General features: G+C 62.0%; 17 protein-coding genes. 12 read left to right on the forward strand and 5 right to left on the reverse strand.

Going from position 1 to position 18,788, the window contains the following annotated elements; genetic code table 11:
* Positions 1-47 precede the first annotated feature (47 nt).
* Entirely contained in the window at positions 48-794 is a 747-nt protein-coding gene (locus QCBJ_RS25260; protein WP_102061845.1) for an NRDE family protein, read from the reverse strand.
* Positions 795-916: 122 nt separating this feature from the next.
* Between QCBJ_RS25260 and QCBJ_RS25265 the strand changes: the two genes are divergently transcribed.
* The 3 genes from QCBJ_RS25265 (at position 917) to QCBJ_RS25275 (ending at position 3,474) form a co-directional block, all read left to right on the forward strand.
* Positions 917-1,699, forward strand: a complete 783-nt coding sequence (locus QCBJ_RS25265; protein ID WP_015886391.1) for a sulfite exporter TauE/SafE family protein — start codon at positions 917-919, stop codon at positions 1,697-1,699.
* A gap of 77 nt (positions 1,700-1,776) precedes the next feature.
* Positions 1,777-2,589 carry a prolipoprotein diacylglyceryl transferase gene (gene lgt, locus QCBJ_RS25270; protein WP_015886390.1) on the forward strand — a complete coding sequence of 271 codons (813 nt, stop codon included), beginning with the start codon at positions 1,777-1,779 and terminating at the stop codon, positions 2,587-2,589.
* Positions 2,590-2,640: 51 nt separating this feature from the next.
* Positions 2,641-3,474 (forward strand): thymidylate synthase, encoded by an 834-nt coding sequence (locus QCBJ_RS25275; protein ID WP_015886389.1) that lies wholly within the window; start codon positions 2,641-2,643, stop codon positions 3,472-3,474.
* A 79-nt stretch (positions 3,475-3,553) separates the two neighbouring features.
* On the opposite strand, the gene cadR is transcribed toward QCBJ_RS25275, so the two are convergent.
* Complete coding sequence (gene cadR / locus QCBJ_RS25280) at positions 3,554-3,994, reverse strand: Cd(II)/Pb(II)-responsive transcriptional regulator (protein WP_015886388.1); 441 nt, start codon at positions 3,992-3,994, stop codon at positions 3,554-3,556.
* Positions 3,995-4,079: 85 nt separating this feature from the next.
* Between cadR and QCBJ_RS25285 the strand changes: the two genes are divergently transcribed.
* From QCBJ_RS25285 to QCBJ_RS25320, 8 genes are all read left to right on the forward strand, one after another.
* Positions 4,080-6,338 carry a heavy metal translocating P-type ATPase gene (locus QCBJ_RS25285; protein ID WP_102061846.1) on the forward strand — a complete coding sequence of 753 codons (2,259 nt, stop codon included), beginning with the start codon at positions 4,080-4,082 and terminating at the stop codon, positions 6,336-6,338.
* A gap of 16 nt (positions 6,339-6,354) precedes the next feature.
* A complete protein-coding gene (locus QCBJ_RS25290) occupies positions 6,355-7,218 on the forward strand; it encodes a LysR family transcriptional regulator (RefSeq protein WP_046034919.1) in 864 nt (287 codons plus the stop codon).
* Positions 7,219-7,441: 223 nt separating this feature from the next.
* Complete coding sequence (locus tag QCBJ_RS25295) at positions 7,442-8,506, forward strand: putative 2-aminoethylphosphonate ABC transporter ATP-binding protein (protein ID WP_015886385.1); 1,065 nt, start codon at positions 7,442-7,444, stop codon at positions 8,504-8,506.
* Between the two features lies 1 nt (position 8,507).
* Positions 8,508-10,214 carry a putative 2-aminoethylphosphonate ABC transporter permease subunit gene (locus QCBJ_RS25300; RefSeq protein WP_102061847.1) on the forward strand — a complete coding sequence of 569 codons (1,707 nt, stop codon included), beginning with the start codon at positions 8,508-8,510 and terminating at the stop codon, positions 10,212-10,214.
* Between the two features lie 18 nt (positions 10,215-10,232).
* Complete coding sequence (locus QCBJ_RS25305) at positions 10,233-11,255, forward strand: putative 2-aminoethylphosphonate ABC transporter substrate-binding protein (protein ID WP_015886383.1); 1,023 nt, start codon at positions 10,233-10,235, stop codon at positions 11,253-11,255.
* A 125-nt stretch (positions 11,256-11,380) separates the two neighbouring features.
* Positions 11,381-12,514, forward strand: coding sequence for a TIGR03364 family FAD-dependent oxidoreductase (locus QCBJ_RS25310; RefSeq protein WP_102061848.1), 1,134 nt, complete (start codon positions 11,381-11,383; stop codon positions 12,512-12,514).
* Positions 12,514-13,065 carry a phosphonate degradation HD-domain oxygenase gene (locus QCBJ_RS25315; RefSeq protein ID WP_046034922.1) on the forward strand — a complete coding sequence of 184 codons (552 nt, stop codon included), beginning with the start codon at positions 12,514-12,516 and terminating at the stop codon, positions 13,063-13,065. The genes QCBJ_RS25310 and QCBJ_RS25315 overlap by 1 nt, the downstream gene beginning before the upstream one ends.
* 141 nt (positions 13,066-13,206) lie before the next feature.
* Positions 13,207-13,770 (forward strand): hypothetical protein, encoded by a 564-nt coding sequence (locus QCBJ_RS25320; RefSeq protein WP_102061849.1) that lies wholly within the window; start codon positions 13,207-13,209, stop codon positions 13,768-13,770.
* 9 nt (positions 13,771-13,779) lie between these two features.
* Here the strand turns inward: QCBJ_RS25320 and QCBJ_RS25325 are convergent, their stop codons facing one another.
* Both QCBJ_RS25325 and QCBJ_RS25330 read right to left on the reverse strand, forming a co-directional pair.
* Positions 13,780-15,138 carry a DUF3482 domain-containing protein gene (locus tag QCBJ_RS25325; protein WP_015886379.1) on the reverse strand — a complete coding sequence of 453 codons (1,359 nt, stop codon included), beginning with the start codon at positions 15,136-15,138 and terminating at the stop codon, positions 13,780-13,782.
* Positions 15,131-16,510: a DUF2868 domain-containing protein gene (locus QCBJ_RS25330; RefSeq protein WP_102061850.1), complete on the reverse strand. Its 1,380-nt coding sequence runs from the start codon at positions 16,508-16,510 to the stop codon at positions 15,131-15,133. The genes QCBJ_RS25325 and QCBJ_RS25330 overlap by 8 nt, the downstream gene beginning before the upstream one ends.
* A 69-nt stretch (positions 16,511-16,579) precedes the next feature.
* On the opposite strand from QCBJ_RS25330, the gene QCBJ_RS25335 reads away from it, so the two are divergent.
* Positions 16,580-17,092, forward strand: coding sequence for a dihydrofolate reductase (locus tag QCBJ_RS25335; protein ID WP_043206339.1), 513 nt, complete (start codon positions 16,580-16,582; stop codon positions 17,090-17,092).
* Positions 17,093-17,186: 94 nt separating this feature from the next.
* Here QCBJ_RS25335 and QCBJ_RS25340 read toward each other — a convergent pair whose 3' ends face one another.
* Entirely contained in the window at positions 17,187-18,578 is a 1,392-nt protein-coding gene (locus QCBJ_RS25340; RefSeq protein WP_015886376.1) for an L-cystine transporter, read from the reverse strand.
* Positions 18,579-18,788 lie beyond the last annotated feature (210 nt).

The raw sequence follows: 18,788 nt of genomic DNA on the forward strand, positions 1-18,788 counted from the left end.
CGGGTTGTGGGGCGGCTTCGCCACCCAGCGCGGGGCAAGCCCGCTCACTACAGGAGGAGTTCTACCTCGCCCAGTCTGCCGCCATGCGGTCCAAAACTACGCTCCACCATCCGCCGCGTCCCGTCGGCATTCACAATCAGCGCCGTACTCGCCCGCGTCCCGTAACTCGGGCTGGCAATAAACACGCTGGATAAAAGGCTTTCCGTCGCCAAGCCCACCCCTGTATCTGGCAGGTCCGCAAACGGCGCCGTCTGTGGGTCACTTAAAATCCCCAGTAACGCCTCCGGCTGTGGGTCCCCAAGTAGTTCGCTCAACGCCGCCTTGGCCTTGAGCAACTTAGGCCACGGCGTATCCAACCCAGCATTGGATAACCCGTACACCCCAGCCTTCAACCGCGTCGGCTCGGTATGGTTGGCGTTGTAATGCCACAACTCATCCCGCGTGCCCACCAGCAGGTTGAATCCTGCATATTCAATCGAACGGCCATTAACGTCGGCCAAATAGTCCTCAATCGGCAGTGATCCGTTGAGAAAACGCGCCACCAGTTCCCCTCGGGACTTGCGTGCCGGCGGCTGGTGGGGATCGCGGATATTGGTCAGGGCGGCAAAACGCCCATCGGCATTCACACCCAGCCAAGTGCCCCCCGCTTCCTGGTCGCGACCGGCGTAGACATCGGGCGCATCTGGCCACTGGGCCAGCGGCAGGCTGGGGCGGGCGTAGAACTCATCGCGGTTGGCCGCAACGATCAGCGGCTGGGCATAGTCCGGCCGCCAGGCGAAAACAATCAGGCACATCAGGCGATCCCTTTTGTGTTTTTTTTGCCACTCTACCCACACCGGCTGCAGCGTTCCATCGTATCCAGTTGGGTCGCATGCCTTCCATCCGTTAACATGCCGGACTTGGTTGGGGGGCTCCCATGGAATTTCTGCTGTATTTGCTGCTTGGCGCCTGTGCGGGCGTGCTCGCCGGGCTATTCGGCGTGGGCGGCGGGATTATCATCGTGCCGGTGCTGGTGTTCAGCTTCACCTTGCAGGGCTTCGACCCGCAGGTGCTGACCCACCTGGCCGTGGGCACGTCCCTGGCAACAATCATCTTTACCTCGGTGAACGCGGTGCGTGAGCACCACCGACGTGGCGCGGTGCGTTGGCCGATCTTCGTGTGGATGACCGTGGGCATCCTGCTCGGCGCCGGCTTTGGTGCGCTGACTGCCGAAGCGATTTCCGGCCCGCACCTGCAGAAGATCATTGGCGTGTTCGCCCTGCTGGTGGCCGTGCAGTTGGCCCTGGAGGTCAAGCCCAAAGCCAGCCGGACGGTGCCGGGCAAGGTCGGCCTGACCCTGGCGGGGACGGTGATTGGCTGGGCCTCGGCGATTTTCGGGATTGGCGGCGGCTCGCTGACCGTGCCGTTCCTGACCTGGCGCAGCGTGCCGATGCAGCAAGCGGTGGCCACCTCATCGGCCTGTGGCCTGCCGATTGCGCTGGCCAGCGCTTTAAGTTTCATGATTCTGGGCTGGCATGACCCACTGTTGCCCGCTCATAGTCTAGGGTTCGTGTATTTGCCGGCACTGTTGGGCATTGCCCTGACCAGCATGGTGTTTGCCCGCTTCGGCGCACGCTTGGCACATCGGTTGTCGCCGCGTTTGCTCAAGCGGTTGTTCGCCGGGTTGCTGTTCTGCGTCGGCATAAACTTTTTGCTTTAAACAACTTGAGTAATGCAGGCTTAATCGCGCCCCGGCATGGTCCGGCGCCATCACGAATGATTTAACGAGGAGTCGCAATGCTGCCTTACCCGCAGATCGACCCGGTGGCCCTGGCCATCGGTCCGCTGAAAATCCACTGGTACGGGTTGATGTACCTGATTGGCATCGGCGGTGCCTGGTTTCTGGCTTCCCGACGCCTGAACCGTTTCGATCCGACCTGGACCAAGGAGAAGCTCTCCGACCTGATTTTCTGGCTGTCGATGGGGGTGATCGTCGGTGGTCGCCTGGGGTATGTGCTGTTTTACGATCTCCCCGCGTACATCGCCAACCCGACGCTGATCTTCGAAGTGTGGAAAGGCGGCATGGCGTTCCACGGCGGCTTTATCGGCGTAATGATCGCGGCCTGGTGGTTCGGTCGCCGCAACGGCAAGTCGTTTTTCCAACTGATGGACTTCGTTGCGCCGATGGTGCCGATCGGCCTGGGCGCCGGGCGTATCGGTAACTTCATCAACGCCGAGTTGTGGGGCAAGCCGACCGACGTGCCGTGGGCGATGATCTTCCCGCCGTTCAGCGACCCGGCGCAATTGCCGCGCCACCCGTCGCAGCTCTACCAGTTCGCGTTGGAAGGTGTGGCACTGTTCCTTATCCTGTACATCTTCTCGCGCAAGCCGCGCCCCACCATGGCGGTGTCGGGCATGTTCGCGTTGTTCTACGGGATCTTCCGCTTTGTCGTCGAGTTCGTGCGCGTGCCGGATGCGCAACTGGGCTACCTGGCGTTCGGTTGGGTGACCATGGGCCAGATCCTCAGCCTGCCGATGATCCTGGGCGGCCTGGGCCTGCTGTGGTGGGCCTACAACCGCCCGCAGCCTTTGAAGAACACCGCGCTATAAATTCGAATGCCGAGGCTTCCAAGCCTCGGCTTCAACGATACGGGTACCCAAATGAAGCAATATCTCGAACTACTGAACGACGTCGTGACCAATGGATTGACCAAGGGCGATCGCACCGGCACCGGCACCAAAGCGGTGTTCGCCCGTCAGTATCGGCATAACTTGGCCGACGGCTTCCCGTTGCTGACCACCAAGAAGCTTCACTTCAAAAGTATCGCCAACGAGCTGATCTGGATGTTGAGCGGCAACACCAACATCAAGTGGCTCAACGAAAACGGCGTGAAAATCTGGGACGAGTGGGCCACCGAAGACGGTGACCTCGGTCCGGTGTACGGCGAGCAGTGGACCGCCTGGCCGACCAAGGACGGTGGCACGATCAACCAGATCGACTACATGGTCCATACGCTCAAGACCAACCCTAACAGCCGTCGCATCCTGTTCCACGGCTGGAACGTCGAGTACCTGCCCGACGAAACCAAGAGCCCGCAGGAAAACGCGCGCAACGGTAAACAAGCCCTGCCGCCGTGCCACCTGTTGTACCAGGCGTTCGTACACGACGGTCACTTGTCGATGCAGTTGTATATCCGCAGCTCCGACGTGTTTCTCGGCCTGCCGTACAACACCGCCGCGCTGGCGTTGCTCACCCATATGCTGGCCCAGCAATGTGATCTGATCCCTCACGAGATCATCGTCACCACCGGCGACACCCACGCCTACAGCAATCATATGGAGCAGATTCGCACCCAGTTGGCGCGCACACCGAAAAAGTTGCCGGAACTGGTGATCAAGCGTAAGCCTGCGTCGATCTACGATTATAAATTCGAAGATTTTGAAATCGTAGGTTACGACGCTGATCCAAGCATCAAGGCCGACGTCGCTATTTAAAGGCTGTCCTGGTCTTAAGGTGTGGGCTTGTGTGGGAGGGGGCAAGCCCCCTCCCACATTTGAGCCGTGTTCGCTTGAATTAATGGCCGTGGCTTCTGCCCACATGCGAGGGCTCTGCCTCGCTGGCGGCAACACCTCCGCTGACCTCCAGTTGCTGCAAAATCCCGCAATGATCCCCGCCGCCACAGCGCTGACGCAGGTCCAGCAATTGCTCCTGCAGCGCCAGCAGCCCGTCGATCCGCGCTTTCACATGGTGGATATGCTCATCGATCAACGCATTTACGTTTTCGCACTGGTCCTGCGGGCTGTCCCGTAGCCCGAGCAGGCTGCGGATTTCTTCGAGGGTCATGTCCAGGCTGCGGCAGTTGCGGATAAAGACCAGCCGCTCGGTGTGCGCCTGGGTGTACACGCGGTAGTTGGCGTCAGTGCGCGCCGGGGGCGGCAGCAGGCCTTCCTTCTCGTAATAACGGATGGTTTCCACCGGGCAGTCGGTCAGTTTGGCCAATTCGCCGATCTTCATCACAGCAATCTCCAAATGGGTGCTTGACCCTATAGTGGCTACAGGGTCTTTACTTGGCAACAGGCACCTCTACGGACGCGACAGAATGAGCGATTCCATCCACACCCCGCACAAACATGACCATGATCACGATCACGATCATGGCCCGAAGAAATTGACCCCCGTGCATGACCACGGCTATGGCGGCTCCTGCTGTTCCGGCACGCAGGCCCCTGCGTTGGTGCAACTGAGCGAAGCGCCCACCGCCGGTTCGCGGCTGAGCACCTTTCGCATCGAAGCCATGGACTGCCCCACCGAGCAGACGCTGATTCAGAACAAACTGGGCAAGCTTGCGGGCGTGCAGCAGCTGGAATTCAACCTGATCAACCGCATCCTCGGGGTCACCCATGACCTGCCGAGCACCGCGCCGATCATCGACGCGATCAAATCCCTCGGCATGCAGGCCGATCCCATCGAAGAAGGCACGCCTGCCGCTGAGCCGCCCGCCAAGAAACACTGGTGGCCGCTGGCGTTGTCCGGCGTCGGCGCGTTGGCTGCCGAAGTGCTGCACTTCACTGACGCCGCGCCTACCTGGGTGATCGCGGTGGTGGCGTTGGTGTCGATCCTCAGCGGCGGCCTCACCACGTACAAGAAGGGCTGGATTGCCCTGAAAAACCTCAACCTGAACATCAATGCCTTGATGAGTATCGCGGTGACCGGCGCGATCCTGATTGGCCAGTGGCCGGAAGCCGCGATGGTGATGTTCCTGTTTACTGTCGCCGAGTTGATCGAAGCCAAATCCCTGGATCGCGCGCGTAATGCCATCAGCGGCTTGATGCAGATGACACCCGAGCAGGCCACCGTGCAGCAGGCTGACGGCACGTGGGTTGAAAAAGAGGTCAAAAGCATAGAAATGGGTGCGATTGTGCGGGTTAAGCCCGGCGAACGCATCGGCCTGGACGGTGAAGTCACTGCCGGCCAATCCACCATCGACCAGGCGCCGATCACCGGTGAAAGCCTGCCGATTGAAAAAACCGTGGGCGATAAAGTCTTCGCCGGCACCATCAACCAGGCCGGTTCTCTGGAATATAAAGTGACCGCGGCGGCCAACAACTCCACCCTGGCGCGCATCATTCACGCGGTGGAACAGGCCCAAGGCGCACGGGCGCCGACCCAGCGGTTCGTCGACAGGTTCTCGAAAATATACACCCCGGCCGTGTTCCTGTTTGCCTTGGGTGTGGCCATTATTCCGCCGCTGTTCATGGCTGGCGTCTGGTTCGACTGGATCTACCGTGCCCTGGTGCTGCTGGTGGTGGCATGCCCGTGTGCGTTGGTGATTTCCACCCCTGTGACCATCGTCAGCGGTCTCGCTGCGGCGGCGCGCAAAGGCATCCTGATCAAGGGCGGCGTGTACTTGGAGGGCGGTTACAAGCTCGACTACCTGGCCCTCGACAAGACCGGCACCATCACCCACGGCAAGCCGGTGCAAACCGATTACCTGGCGTTGTTCCCTAACGTCGAAGACAGCGCGCCGGCCCTGGCCGCCAGTCTGGCCGGGCGTTCCGACCACCCGGTGTCGCTGGCGATTGCCAACGCGGCTGTGGATAAAAACCTGCCCATCCACGTTGTGGATAACTTCGAGGCCCTGGCCGGTCGCGGCGTGCGCGGCGATATCAATGGCGAAACCTACCACTTGGGCAACCACCGCCTGGTGGAAGACCTGGGCCTCTGCTCGCCGGCGCTGGAAGAAAAACTCTTCGCCCTCGAGAAACAGGGCAAGTCCGTGGTGCTGCTGCTCGACAAATCCGGCCCGCTGGCGCTGTTCGCCGTGGCCGACACGGTCAAGGACAGCAGTCGCGAGGCCATCCAGCAACTGCACGAGCTGGGCATCAAGACCCTGATGCTCACCGGCGACAACACCCACACCGCCCAGGCGATTGCTGCCCAGGTCGGCATCGACCAGGCCCAGGGCGACCTGTTGCCTACCGATAAACTGCAAGCTATCGAAACCCTCTACGGCCAAGGCCATCGCGTGGGCATGGTCGGCGACGGCATCAACGACGCACCGGCGCTGGCCCGTGCCGAGATCGGTTTTGCCATGGCCGCCGCCGGTACCGACACCGCCATCGAGACCGCTGACGTAGCGCTGATGGATGATGACCTGCGCAAGATTCCGGCATTCATTCGTCTGTCGCGGCAAACGTCGAGTATCCTCAAACAGAACATCGCCCTGGCGCTGGTGATCAAGGCGATTTTCCTCGCCGTGACCTTCCTGGGCATGGCCACCATGTGGATGGCGGTGTTCGCCGACATGGGCGTGAGCCTGTTGGTGGTGTTCAATGGCCTGCGCTTGTTGCGCAAATAGTCGATGAGAGGGTGGTGTGCTGAGTGCCGAGTTGAAGGCGTTTTACATGGTCGCCCGCCTGGGCAGCATCACCCAGGCGGCGAAAAAGCTCGGCCTGAGCCAACCCACGGTCACCACCCAGGTCCGTAACCTGGAAAGCCAATACGGCGTCGAGCTGTTCTACCGAGGCGGCCGCCGCCTCACCGTCAGCGACGACGGCGCGCGCCTGCTGCCGATGGTCAAGGCGCTGTTGCAGCAGGAAGCGGATATCGAGTTCTTCCTGCGCAACAATGGCCAGGTCCAGGGTGCATTGAGAATTGCCGCAACCGCGCCGTATTACATCCTTGACCTGGTCAAAGCCTTCCGCGAACGCCTGCCGCAGGTGGAGGTGTCGGTAGAAATCGGCAACTCCCAGCAAGTGCTGGAAGCGCTGGACGATTATCGCGTCGACGTCGCCGCCTCCTCGCAATTGCTGGAAGACCCACGCCTGATTCGCCGCGTATTGGGCACTGATCCGCTGGTGTTGGCGGTGCATCGCAATCATCCACTGGCCCAGCTTGATCATGTGTCGTTGAACGCGTTGGCAGGGCATACGCTGTTGATGCGTGAGGCCGGCTCTACCACCCGCAGGCTGACCGAAGACATGCTGCAGGGCGCCGGCGTGAGTTACGGCCCGCTGCTGGAAATCGGCAGCCGCGAATCCATTCGTGAAGCGGTGCTGCGCAATATCGGCATCAGTATCATTGCCCGTCAGGAAGTGCCCCATGACCCGCAGCTGCGGGTGCTGACGATCGAGAATGCGCCGCAGATTCCGGAATACCTGTACTGCCTGAAGGAAAGAAAGGGCGCGCGGTTGCCAGCGGCGTTTCTGGGGTTGGCGCAGGAAATGTCGCCAATTTAGAGGTGTGTGGCTGCCTTGAGGGCCAATCGGGGGCAAGCCTCATCTTGGAACTCGGTCAAGTGTGGGAGGGGGCTTGCCCCCGATAGCGATAGACCAGGCAACTCACCGCTGAGAGCTCTACCCAAATCCACCAATACCACTATCACCGCGTTTTGCCTTTCTGCCACATCAGGGACGCATTGCCTGCCTAGCATGGCCTTCATCAGTTTGATGAGGTGCCACCATGAACACAGCCCTGACCCAACCCGGCGCGCCGATGAAGGTGCGCGGTATCCAGAAACGCTTCGGCGCCTTTACCGCGCTGGATAACGTCTCCCTGGACGTCGCCGCCGGCGAGCTGGTGTGCCTGCTGGGCCCGTCCGGCTGCGGCAAGACCACCTTGCTGCGCTGCATCGCCGGGTTGGAACGCCAGGACAGCGGCGAACTTTACCTGGGCAACCGGGATGTTTCCCTGCTGCCGCCCCAGGCACGGGACTACGGCATCCTGTTCCAGTCCTACGCGCTGTTTCCCAACCTCACCGTCGAAGCGAACATCGGCTACGGCCTCACCGGCAGCGGTCGTGATGAAGTACGCCAGCGCGTTGGCCAGATGCTGGAATTGGTCGGCCTGCTGGGCAGCGAAAAGAAATACCCCGGGCAACTCTCGGGTGGCCAACAGCAGCGGGTCGCCCTGGCGCGTGCCTTGGCCCCGGCGCCGTCGTTATTGCTGCTGGATGAACCGATGTCAGCCCTCGACGCCCGCGTGCGCGAGCATCTGTGCACCGAGTTGCGCCAACTGCAACGACGCCTGGGTATCACCACGTTGATGGTCACCCACAACCAGGACGAAGCCATGCTGATGGCCGACCGCATTGCCGTGATGAACAACGGCAAGGTCGAGCAATACGCCACGCCCCAGGAGATCTACGACCGCCCGGCCACGCCGTTCGTGGCGGAGTTCGTCGGCCAGGGCAATTGGCTGCCGTTCAGCCGCAACAGTGCCAGCCACGCCCAGGTCGGCGGCATGAACATGCGCCTGGCCGACGATGCCGGTGCGGCCAAGTCCGGGCGCCTGTTCTGCCGCCCGGAGGCGATCAGCATCAACCCGCCGGTGCACGAAGAGAACCTGTTCCCGGCCAAGGTCCGTGAGATCACCTTCCTCGGCAACCGCTGCCGCATGAGCTTTGAACTGGAGCAATTGCCCGGCCACCCGTTACTGGCCGAATTGGCGCCGGAAGCCATGCCGCGCCTGGGCGCCCAGGATATCTGGGTGGCCTTGCCGCCGCGCAGCCTGCAGGTGTTTGCCTGAGATGGCTGCCGTGATGACGCTGCCGCGCCAGGCTTCCCGCGCCGAAACGGGCGACCGTATTTTCGTGCTCGGCGGCAAGCTGTTGTGGCTGTTGCTGCTGGGCATCGCCGTGCTGCTGCCATTGCTGGCGATCTTCTGGCGCGGTTTCAGCAGCGAAGCCGGGCAGGGCGGTGGCCTGGTCGCCGCGCGGGAACTGGTCACGAGCGACAACTTCCACTGGCTGCTGGGCAATAGCCTCAAAGTTTCCCTCAGCGTGGCGGCCATCGTCGTACCGCTGGCTTACCTGTTTGCCTACGCCCTGCAACGTACGCTGATTCCCGGCAAGGCGATCTGGCGCGGCCTATCGCTGCTGCCGTTGATGGCGCCGTCGATGTTGCCGGGCATTGCGCTGGTGTACCTGTTCGGCAACCAGGGCATGCTGCGCGGGCTGCTCTCGGACAACATCTACGGCTTCTGGGGCATTGTGCTGGGTGAGGTGATCTACACCTTCCCACATGCCTTGATGATTCTGCTGTCGGCGTTGTCCCTGGCGGACGCGCGGCTGTTTGATGCGGCTTCCAGCATGGGCGCGAGCCCGGCTCGGGCGTTTCGCAGCATCACCTGGCCAGCCACACGCCAGGCGGTGTTCGCCGCGTTTTGCCTGGTGTTCACCCTGACCATCACTGACTTCGGTGTGCCCGTGGTGGTGGGCGGCGATTATCAGGTGCTGGCGCTTGAGGCCTACAAAGCCGTGGTTGGCCAGCAGCAGTTCGGGCGTGGCGCATTGATCGGCATGGTGTTGCTGCTGCCGGCGCTGTTCAGCTTTGGCGTGGATGCCTGGCTGCGTCGTCGCCACGGCGATTCCATGAGCGGCCGCGCCCAAGTGTTCCAGCCGGCACCCTCGCGCCTGAGAGACGGCTGCTATCTGACTATCGTGCTGTTGATCTGTGCCGTGTTGCTGCTGGTGTTCGGCATGGCGGTGTATTCGTCGCTGGTGAAATTCTGGCCGTACAACCTGTCGCTGTCCCTTAACCACTATCAGTTCGAAGACACCGCCGGCGGCGGCTGGCTGGCCTACCGCAACAGCCTGACCATGGCGCTGTGCACGGCGTTGATCGGCAGCGTGCTGATCTTCACTGGGGCCTATCTGATGGAAAAGACCAAAGGCCAAAAGGGCCTGAACCTGGCGCTGCGCATGCTCAGTTTTGTGCCGATGGCGGTGCCTGGGTTGGTGCTGGGCCTGGGCTACGTGTTCTTTTTCAACCTCAACGGCAACCCCCTGCATGTGTTCTACGGGACCATGACCCTGCTGGTGGTGTGCACCATCGCGCACTACCTGACCACCGCACAGATGACCGCCACCACTGCACTGCGTCAGCTCGACGCGGAGTTCGAAGCCGCCGCGCTGTCGCTCAAGGCGCCGCTGTACCGCCATTACTTGAAAGTGACGGTGCCGATCTGCCTGCCGGCGCTGCTGGACATCGTGCGCTACCTGTTTGTGTCGGCGATGACCACCGTGTCCGCCGCGATCTTCCTCTACAGCCCCGACACCATCCTCGCCGCCGTCGCCGTGCTGAATATGGACGACGCCGGCAACGTCGGCGGTGCGGCGGCCATGTCCACTTTGATTCTGTTCACCTCGGCCGGCGTCTCGCTGCTGCTGGCGTGGGCTTCACATGGCGCGCTGCGCCGCTCCCAAGCCTGGCGCCAGACCGCGCCGAGCCAATAATCCTGAAGGAGGTGTTTCATGTTCAAGCCCCTGGCGCTGGTCGCTGCCGTACTCACTGCATTCAGCCTGAATGCCTTCGCCAAGACCGAGTTGACCGTGTACACGGCCCTCGAAGCCGAGCAGTTGAAGACCTATAAGCAGGCCTTCGAAAAGGCCAACCCCGATATCGAAATCAAATGGGTACGCGACTCCACTGGCATCATCACCGCCAAGCTGCTGGCCGAGAAAGCCCGCCCGCAGGCCGATGTGGTGTGGGGCCTGGCCGCCTCCAGCCTGGCGATCCTCGACCAGCAGGGCATGCTGGACAACTACGCACCCAAGGACCTGGACAAGATCGGCAAGAACTACCGCGACGCCGCCAACCCACCGGCCTGGGTCGGCATGGATGTGTGGGCCGCGACGATCTGCTTCAACACTGTGGAGGCCGAGAAACAGGGCCTGACCAAGCCGGTGAGTTGGCAGGACCTGACCAAGCCTGAGTACAAGGGCAAGATCGTCATGCCTAACCCGGCGTCGTCCGGCACTGGCTTCCTGGATGTGAGCGCCTGGCTGCAGACCTTTGGCGAGAAGCAAGGCTGGCAGTACATGGACGACCTGCACCAGAACATCGGGCAGTACGTTCACTCCGGCTCCAAGCCGTGCAAGCTGGCAGCGTCGGGTGAATTCCCGATCGGGATTTCGTTCGAATACCCGGCCGTGCAGTTGAAGCGCCAGGGCGCGCCGTTGGACATCATCCTGCCGAAGGAAGGCCTGGGCTGGGACATCGAAGCCACGGCGGTGATCAAAGGCACAGCCCACGCCGACGCCGCGAAAAAACTCGCCGATTTCTCCGCAAGCCCGGCTGCCATGGACCTGTACAAGGACAACTTCGCCGTCCTCGCCCAGCCCGGCATTGCCAAGCCGCAGACCGAATTGCCGGCCGATTATGAACAGCGCCTGATCAAGAACGACTTTGCCTGGGCCTCGAAGAACCGCGACAGCATTTTGACCGAGTGGCGTAAGCGCTATGACGGCAAGTCGGAGAAAGTGGCAGGGCAGTAAGGTTTTTCGTTAGGGCTACTGGCCTCATCGGGGGTAAGCCCCCTCCCACACTGATGGCATTCACAAATCGAACTGTGGGAGGGGGCTTGCCCCCGATGGCGGTCTGGAAAACAGGACATCACGATATGACACACCACAGCGACCTGCTGATCATCGGCGCCGGCATCCTCGGCCTGTCCCATGCCTACGCCGCCGCCAAGCGCGGCCTCAAGGTCAAGGTGTTCGAGCGCAGTGCCACCCCGCTGGGCGCCTCGGTGCGCAACTTTGGCCAGGCGCTGGTCACCGGCCAACCGCCGGGGCCGATGCTCGACCTGGCACGGGAAAGTCGCGCTATCTGGGGGCAATGGGCTGAGCGGGCGGGTCTGCAGCTCAAGCGCAACGGCGCCTACCTGTTCGCCCGCACCGAAGCGGAAGAGCATCTGCTGGAAGCCTTCTGTGCCGGCCGTGCACAGGAGCACGGCTACAACGTTGACCTGCTGCAAGGCGTAGCGATGAAAGATCTATACGGCGGCCAGTTCCGTCATCATCGCGCCGCGCTGCATGGCAAGGACGATCAGCAGTTGTATTCGCGCGAAGCGATCCCGGCGCTGATCAACTACCTGGCGCAAGCGCTGAACGTGGAGTTCTACTTCTCCACGCTGGTGCGCGATGTGGAACCGGGCCAGTTGCACAGCAGGGCGGGCAGCTTTCGCGGCGAGCAGATCATCGTGTGCTCCGGCCACGACTACCAGACCCTGCTGGCCGAGGCGATCGCCGAACTCAACCCGAGCATCTGCCGCCTGCAAATGCTGCGTGCGCGGCCTGCGGTGAACCTGAACCTGCAACACGCGTTGCTCACCGGCTTGAGTTGCGTGCACTACGGCGCCTTCGCCGATCTGCCGGAAGCCGCGCCGGTGCAGGCGCAGATCCTGCGTGAAGCGCCGCACCTGCACGAACACGGCATCCATCTGCTGATCAGCCCGACACCCCATGGAGAACTGATCATCGGCGACTCCCATGACTACGGCAGCGATGCGTCGCCCTTCAATGCCGAGCAGATTGATGACTGGATGATCGAACTGGCCGAGCAGACGCTGGGCTGCAAGATCCAGGTGGTGGAACGCTGGCAGGGCGTGTACGGCTCGCGCGGGCCGGCGCCGTTTTCCTTCCTGCGGGCTGCTCCAGGCATCAGTGCGGCGTTGATGCACACCGGCGTGGGCATGAGCGTGGGGCCGGCGATGGCAGAGCGCAATATCACCACATTGTGGGGAGCGGCGTGATGAACCCGGAACAGGCAATCGCCGACGTCTTCGGCTTGTATGAGCAATACGGCACGGCGGACTACATCGGCGAGCCGGTGTCGCAGCTCGAGCACATGTCCCAGGCTGCGCAGTTGGCCATGGCTGAGGGCGTTGATGATGAAGTGGTGCTGGCGGCGTTTTTCCACGATATCGGTCACCTCTGCGGCCAGGGTGGCGAGAACATGGACGGTTATGGCGTCGTCAGCCATGAGCGGCTGGGTGCGGATTATCTACGCCGCGCAGGGTTCAGCGAGCGCATGGCCAAGTTGGTCGAGTATCACGTACAGGCCAAACGCTACCTGACCTTTGTTCAACCGGATTACTACGCGCGCTTGAGTGAAGCCAGCCGTCGCACCCTGGTTTACCAGGGCGGGGTGATGAGCGCCGAAGAAGCCCGAGCCTTTGAGCAGGACCCGCTGTGCGCCGTGAGTTTGCGCATGCGTCACTGGGACGAACAGGCCAAAGGCGTGAACGTACCCGTGTTGGACGTTGAGGTGTTGAAGGTCAAGGCCCGTGGGATGTTGCGCTGACAGGGGGCTTTTGCCGACAGGGAAAGGTACAGGCAGGGTGTTGTTCAGTTGTACTTTCCTGTCTTCGGCATGGCCGCGCTGACCTAGTTGATAAACCTCCCTTGCTCTAGCGTGTGAGCGTGTTCTAAAGGGAGAAGGTCCATGCGTTATTTAAAGGTGATTGCTCAAGACCGCTCTTACAGTGGCAGGCCAGATACCGTCGTGCTGAAGTTTTGCGCAACGGTGGCTGGCAGCAAAGAGGCGGTGATTAATAACGCCTACGCGCTTGATATCAATGAAGACGGAGGCATTGATGTCTGCTTGGGAGATGTCACAAATAATGAGCTGGAAAGTACCCGTGATCACCAGTTGCTGAGCAAGTTTGCCGGCGCCTATCTGAAATTTAACTGGTTCAGCAGCGGGCTTGCTTCAATGCGTTATATGCATATCTTTACCGAGGATTTTTATAAGGACGGCACCCCAGATACTGTCCGTTTACATCTGTATAAGGGCTTCGGCCCTATCACTAAAAAAACACAGGTCATGTGGAACGCGGCGTATGACTTTGATAATGACGGGGCGCTCGAATGGAATATTCACTTTGATGTTAACCATGATGGCGTTATTGACGACATCGACAGGACGCTGGTTCAACAGCTTGCCGAGACCTACTTGAGATTCAAATGGCATGAGCCCGAGGGGGCGCCACGTTGTAACGGGCGTTGAGCGCTGGTCTCAGAGTGCGTTGGCCAGGCTTTCGATCTGTTCGTTGCGCTCTGCCTGGCTCAGCTTGGCATGCGGGTTCAGCGACGACCACTGCGGATGGGCGCGGGCTTTGTGCAATGCGTCCGGCAACTTGCCTTCGCGCCAGCTTTTGTCCTGGGGCGTGTCGACCTTGATGCTGTGCATCGCCGCATGGCCGCGCAGGTTGAGGGCCTTGAGCAACTGGCGTTGGCGCAGGGCGAGCAGGCGCAACACGCTGTCGTCGACGGTCAGCTCGCGCTGGCCTTTGATTTTGCCCAACAGGCGGCTGCCATAACTGCGTGCGGTTTGCAGTGCGCCACCGGCAATCGCGCCAGCCAGGGCGGCGGCGCCAAGCGTCAAGCCACCGACCAATAAATCCACACCGGCCCCTGCGGCCGCGCCTGCCGCGATCCCGCCGCCGACGCGCACGCCCAGTTGCTTGAGGGTTTCCGGGTTGAACAGGTCATCGCCCCAGCGCCCGTCCAGCAAGGGAAGGTCGCTGGCGGCGGCGTCCTGCGGGCGGAAGCCGAATAATTTGAGCAAGGCTTCCACGCATTTTTGTTCACGTTGGCGTACGGCTTTGCGCAGGTCACCGATGGCTTGCTGTTCATCTTCGGTGAGCACGCTGCGGCGGCAGGCGGCGCAGTCGATCAGCAGCTCGGCGATCAAGCGCGCGGCGCTTTGCTGACGGGCCTGGCGTTGGGCTTGCTGGTCGAGAATCAACCGCTCCAGCTGTGGCCGCGCGTTCTCCAGCAGCAAGGCAAGGCTTTCATACAAGCGTCGCTCGCCGTCTTCCGGCGGCGCCACGCTGTCGAAGCGCACCAGCGCATGCAGGCCAAGGCGGGCGAGGGCTTCGCGCCAGTCCGGCTCGCGGTGGTCGCTGCTGCTGACAAAGTTGAGCACCGGCAGCAGCGGCTTACCGCAGCTGGCCAGCACTTGCAGCTCATCGCGGTACTTGGCCAGTACCGGCTCGCGGGCGTCGATCACGTACAACCCGGCGTCGGAGGCCAGCAGTTGGCGCAGCACTTTGGCTTCCTGCTCGAAGCGCTGGCGGGCTTCGCTGCCCTCCAAAAAGCGCGCCAAGCGTGCCGGGCCGTCGAGGCGTTCGCCGGGGCGATCCAGGCGCTCCAGGTAATCGAGCAGGGCGATGGCGTCTTCCAGTCCGGGCGTGTCGTACAGCTCCAGCAAGGCTTCGCCGTCCACCGACAAACGCGCGCCTTCGACATGCCGCGTGGTGCTGGGGCGGTGGGAGACTTCGCCAAAGCCCACGTCACGCGTGAGGGTGCGCAGCAGCGAGGTCTTGCCGACATTGGTGTGGCCGACCACGGCGAGTTTCAGGGGCTTAGTCATGACCGCTCTCCAGCCAGTTCAATGGCGCACAATCGGCGAACGGCAGCTCAAGCTGTTGCAATGCGGCGTGCCAGTCGCCCAAGCGTTCGGCGTCCAAGGCCTGGCCGGACGGGGCTTGCAGCAACCACACGCGGGTGGCGGTGGCGCTGCGCGCCAACTCGGCGATCAGCGCCAGGCTGCCACGGTCGGGCGAACGGCGCGGGTCGCAGGCAATGGCCAGGCGTGCGGGCGGAAAGCGCGTCAGTTGTTCGAGCAGTTTGTGGCGCGATTCGCGGCTGTCGAGGATGCCGGCGTTCTTCACGCTGGCCGGCAGTTTGGGTGGCCAAGCGTGTTGATCGTCCAATTCGATGGCGACCACCAGCGCGCCGTCGCTTTCCAGTTCACTGACGCCGCCGCTGACGTGATGCAGCTGTTCGGGTGCGGCGTCGTTGACGCCGAGGCGCTCGCTGCTCGGCATCAAACGCTCACGCAGTTGGCTGTAGCCCGGCAGGTTCAGGTCCAGGCGCAATGCCGCGCGCCCGCGTTTCCAGCGCCATAGGCACAGCAGCGCGAGGACCAGGCGGGGCAGCAGGCCGTAGACCAGCAGCACGCCCACCAGCCAGGCGGCCCAGGCTTGGCGGGCGCTTTCGATATTCAGCGCCGAGTCGCCGCTGGCGCGGATCATCTCGACGGTCGGCACGTTGAAGCCGAGCAACGCGGGCAGGGTGCCAAGGGCCTGGGTGACGGCGACAAAAGTGTCGGCACCAAGAATGGTGGTTTCCCACACAAAGCCGTAGCGGCGGGTGGCGAGCAGCGTAAGAAGAATCACCAGCGCACTGAGCAACGCTAACAACCACAGGCTGTTGACCAGCACACCCACCGCCCAGCGATTGAGTTTCTGCCGTTGCAGCAGCAGTAACAGCGCGGGTGCCAGTTGGGCCGCTTTAGCATCACGGGCGAGTTTTTCGCTGAGCCACAACCACAGTCGCCCCAGGCTGGCACTGTGTTCGCCGGCAAACATCAGACCCAGCGCCCAACTGATCAGCAGGATCAGGTTCAAGCCGAGCAGGCTGCCCAGGGCCCAGAACACATTCACCGGGGTCAGGCCGTTACCCAGCGCAGCAAAGGCCAGTCCGGCGCCGCTGATCACGGCGACGATGACCAGCAGCACCAGCGCCAAACGCGCGCCTTGCAGCCAGCGGGTGAGGGCGGCGGAGAGTCCATCGCGCTCGGCCAGGTGCAGGGCGCGCTGCTGGATGCGCGTCGGCAGGTCACCGCCGGCCGTGCGGGCCAGGCGGTTGGCTTCCAGGTCTTCCAGGTTGCCGGCGTGTTCTTCGCGCAGGCGTACGGTTTCTGTCAGCCAGAGTTTTTGCAGGGGGTTCAGTGCAGTCACGCGCCGTCCTGTTGAGCAAGTGAGGTTGGAGCATAACCGCAGACCTGCGGCTCTGGTATTCTCGTCGCCATGAAAAAAACTCTCCCTTTAAGCCTGATCGCAGCCCTCGGTGAAAACCGTGTGATCGGCGTCGACAACAGCATGCCCTGGCATTTGCCGGGGGATTTCAAATATTTCAAGGCCACCACGCTCGGCAAGCCGATCATCATGGGGCGCAAGACCTGGGATTCCCTGGGCCGACCGCTGCCGGGGCGCCTGAACCTGGTGGTTAGCCGTCAGACCGATCTGGCGCTCGAAGGTGCGGAAGTTTTTCCGTCACTGGATGCTGCAGTTGAACGCGCCGAGGCGTGGGCGTTGGAGCAGGGCGTGGATGAGCTGATGCTGATCGGCGGTGCGCAGTTGTATGCGCAGGGGTTGGAGCAGGCGGATCGCCTGTATTTGACGCGGGTGGCGCTGAGCCCGGAAGGGGATGCGTGGTTTCCGCAGTTTGATGCGGGCCAGTGGACGCTGGTGTCGAATGTCGAGAATGCGGCTGAGGGTGATAAGCCAGCGTACAGCTTTGAGGTTTGGGAAAAAGCTTAAGAGCATCGGGAGCAAGCCCCCTCCCACAGTTGACCGAGTGGTTTTGAACAACGCGGTCCAATGTGGGAGGGGGCTTGCCCCCGATTGCGGTCTATCAGGCCTGCGCTAACTCAGCATGCTCATCCGCATTCAACCGTTCTTTATCCGTCTGCCCCATGATCTGGCTGGTAATCGCGCCCGCCGTCATCGAACCATTCACGTTCAGCGCCGTACGGCCCATGTCGATCAGCGGCTCCACGGAAATCAGCAGCGCCACCAGCGACACCGGCAGGCCCATCGCCGGCAGTACGATCAATGCGGCGAAGGTCGCCCCGCCGCCCACGCCCGCCACACCGGCCGAACTCAGGGTCACAATCGCCACCAAGGTCGCGATCCACAGCGGATCCAGCGGGTTGATGCCGACAGTCGGTGCAACCATCACCGCCAGCATCGCAGGGTAGAGACCCGCGCAGCCGTTCTGGCCGATGGTCGCGCCAAACGACGCGGCGAAACCGGCGATGGATTGCGGGATGCCCAGGCGACGGGTCTGCGCTTCAATGCTCAGCGGGATCGCCGCCGCGCTGGAGCGGCTGGTGAAGGCAAAGGTCAGCACCGGCCACACCTTGCGGAAGAAGCGCAGCGGGTTGATCCCCGCCAGCGACAGCAGCAGGCCATGCACCACAAACATCAGGCCCAGCGCCAGGTATGACACGACCACAAAACTGCCGAGCTTGATGATGTCTTGCAGGTTGGAGCCAGCGACGACTTTGGTCATCAGTGCCAGCACGCCATAGGGCGTGAGCTTCATGACCAGGCGCACCAAGCGCATCACCCAGGCTTGCAGGGTGTCGATGGCGTTGAGCACTTTCTGGCCTTTTTCCACGTCATCCTTGAGCAGTTGCAGTGCGGCAACCCCCAGGAAGGCGGCGAAGATCACCACGCTGATGATCGATGTCGGCTTGGCCCGCGCCAGGTCGGCGAACGGGTTGGCGGGCACGAACGACAGCAGCAATTGCGGGATATTCAGGTCGGCGACCTTGCCGGCGTAGTCACTCTGGATCACTTGCAGGCGCGCCATTTCCTGGGTGCCGGCCACCAGGCCTTCAGCGGTGAGGCCGAACAGGTTGGTCAGCGCGATACCGATCAGCGCCGCAATCGCGGTGGTGAACAGCAGCGTGCCGATGGTCAAAAAGCTGATCTTGCCGAGTGATGAGGCGTTGTGCAGACGTGCCACGGCGCTGAGGATCGAGGCGAATACCAGCGGGATCACGATCATTTGCAACAGTTGTACGTAGCCGTTACCGACGAGGTCGAACCAGCCGATGGAGGCTTTGAGCACAGGATTGCCGTCGCCGTAGATCGTGTGCAGAACGGCACCGAACACCACGCCGAGAACCAGCGCAAACAGGACCTTCTTGGCGAGGCTCCAGTTTGTGCGGCGGGTTTGTGCCAGGCCCAGCAAGAGGGCCGCGAACACCAGTAAATTGAGAATCAGGGGAAGATTCATTGAAACTCCGTTGAGAGGGCAGCCAATCGCGCGAGCCTGCGACTGCGAACCGGCAAGCCTAACAGCTTGAAATATATTGATTTAATATCGATATGGAATGGTGGCTGTCGTTTTTGGAATAAGCACCTGACGCTCAGGCACATGAGGGTGACGGGATCAGGACGCGTACGGTCGTGCTCAACGTGGGAACTGTCACAGGGATTTGTTAGC

Source organism: Pseudomonas sp. QC2, from assembly GCF_002859085.1.
Taxonomy (GTDB): Bacteria; Pseudomonadota; Gammaproteobacteria; order Pseudomonadales; family Pseudomonadaceae; genus Aquipseudomonas; species Aquipseudomonas petroselini.

Excerpts from the sequence above, each read along its gene's own strand:
- lgt (WP_015886390.1), top strand. The coding sequence starts at position 1,777 with ATGCTGCCTTACCCGCAGATCGACCCGGTGGCCCTGGCCATCGGTCCG.
- QCBJ_RS25305 (WP_015886383.1), top strand. The coding sequence starts at position 10,233 with ATGTTCAAGCCCCTGGCGCTGGTCGCTGCCGTACTCACTGCATTCAGC.
- QCBJ_RS25340 (WP_015886376.1), bottom strand. The coding sequence starts at position 18,578 with ATGAATCTTCCCCTGATTCTCAATTTACTGGTGTTCGCGGCCCTCTTG.
- QCBJ_RS25335 (WP_043206339.1), top strand. The coding sequence starts at position 16,580 with ATGAAAAAAACTCTCCCTTTAAGCCTGATCGCAGCCCTCGGTGAAAAC.
- QCBJ_RS25265 (WP_015886391.1), top strand. The coding sequence starts at position 917 with ATGGAATTTCTGCTGTATTTGCTGCTTGGCGCCTGTGCGGGCGTGCTC.
- QCBJ_RS25325 (WP_015886379.1), bottom strand. The coding sequence starts at position 15,138 with ATGACTAAGCCCCTGAAACTCGCCGTGGTCGGCCACACCAATGTCGGC.
- QCBJ_RS25300 (WP_102061847.1), top strand. The coding sequence starts at position 8,508 with ATGGCTGCCGTGATGACGCTGCCGCGCCAGGCTTCCCGCGCCGAAACG.
- QCBJ_RS25310 (WP_102061848.1), top strand. The coding sequence starts at position 11,381 with ATGACACACCACAGCGACCTGCTGATCATCGGCGCCGGCATCCTCGGC.
- QCBJ_RS25285 (WP_102061846.1), top strand. The coding sequence starts at position 4,080 with ATGAGCGATTCCATCCACACCCCGCACAAACATGACCATGATCACGAT.
- QCBJ_RS25315 (WP_046034922.1), top strand. The coding sequence starts at position 12,514 with ATGAACCCGGAACAGGCAATCGCCGACGTCTTCGGCTTGTATGAGCAA.
- cadR (WP_015886388.1), bottom strand. The coding sequence starts at position 3,994 with ATGAAGATCGGCGAATTGGCCAAACTGACCGACTGCCCGGTGGAAACC.
- QCBJ_RS25320 (WP_102061849.1), top strand. The coding sequence starts at position 13,207 with ATGCGTTATTTAAAGGTGATTGCTCAAGACCGCTCTTACAGTGGCAGG.
- QCBJ_RS25260 (WP_102061845.1), bottom strand. The coding sequence starts at position 794 with ATGTGCCTGATTGTTTTCGCCTGGCGGCCGGACTATGCCCAGCCGCTG.
- QCBJ_RS25275 (WP_015886389.1), top strand. The coding sequence starts at position 2,641 with ATGAAGCAATATCTCGAACTACTGAACGACGTCGTGACCAATGGATTG.
- QCBJ_RS25295 (WP_015886385.1), top strand. The coding sequence starts at position 7,442 with ATGAACACAGCCCTGACCCAACCCGGCGCGCCGATGAAGGTGCGCGGT.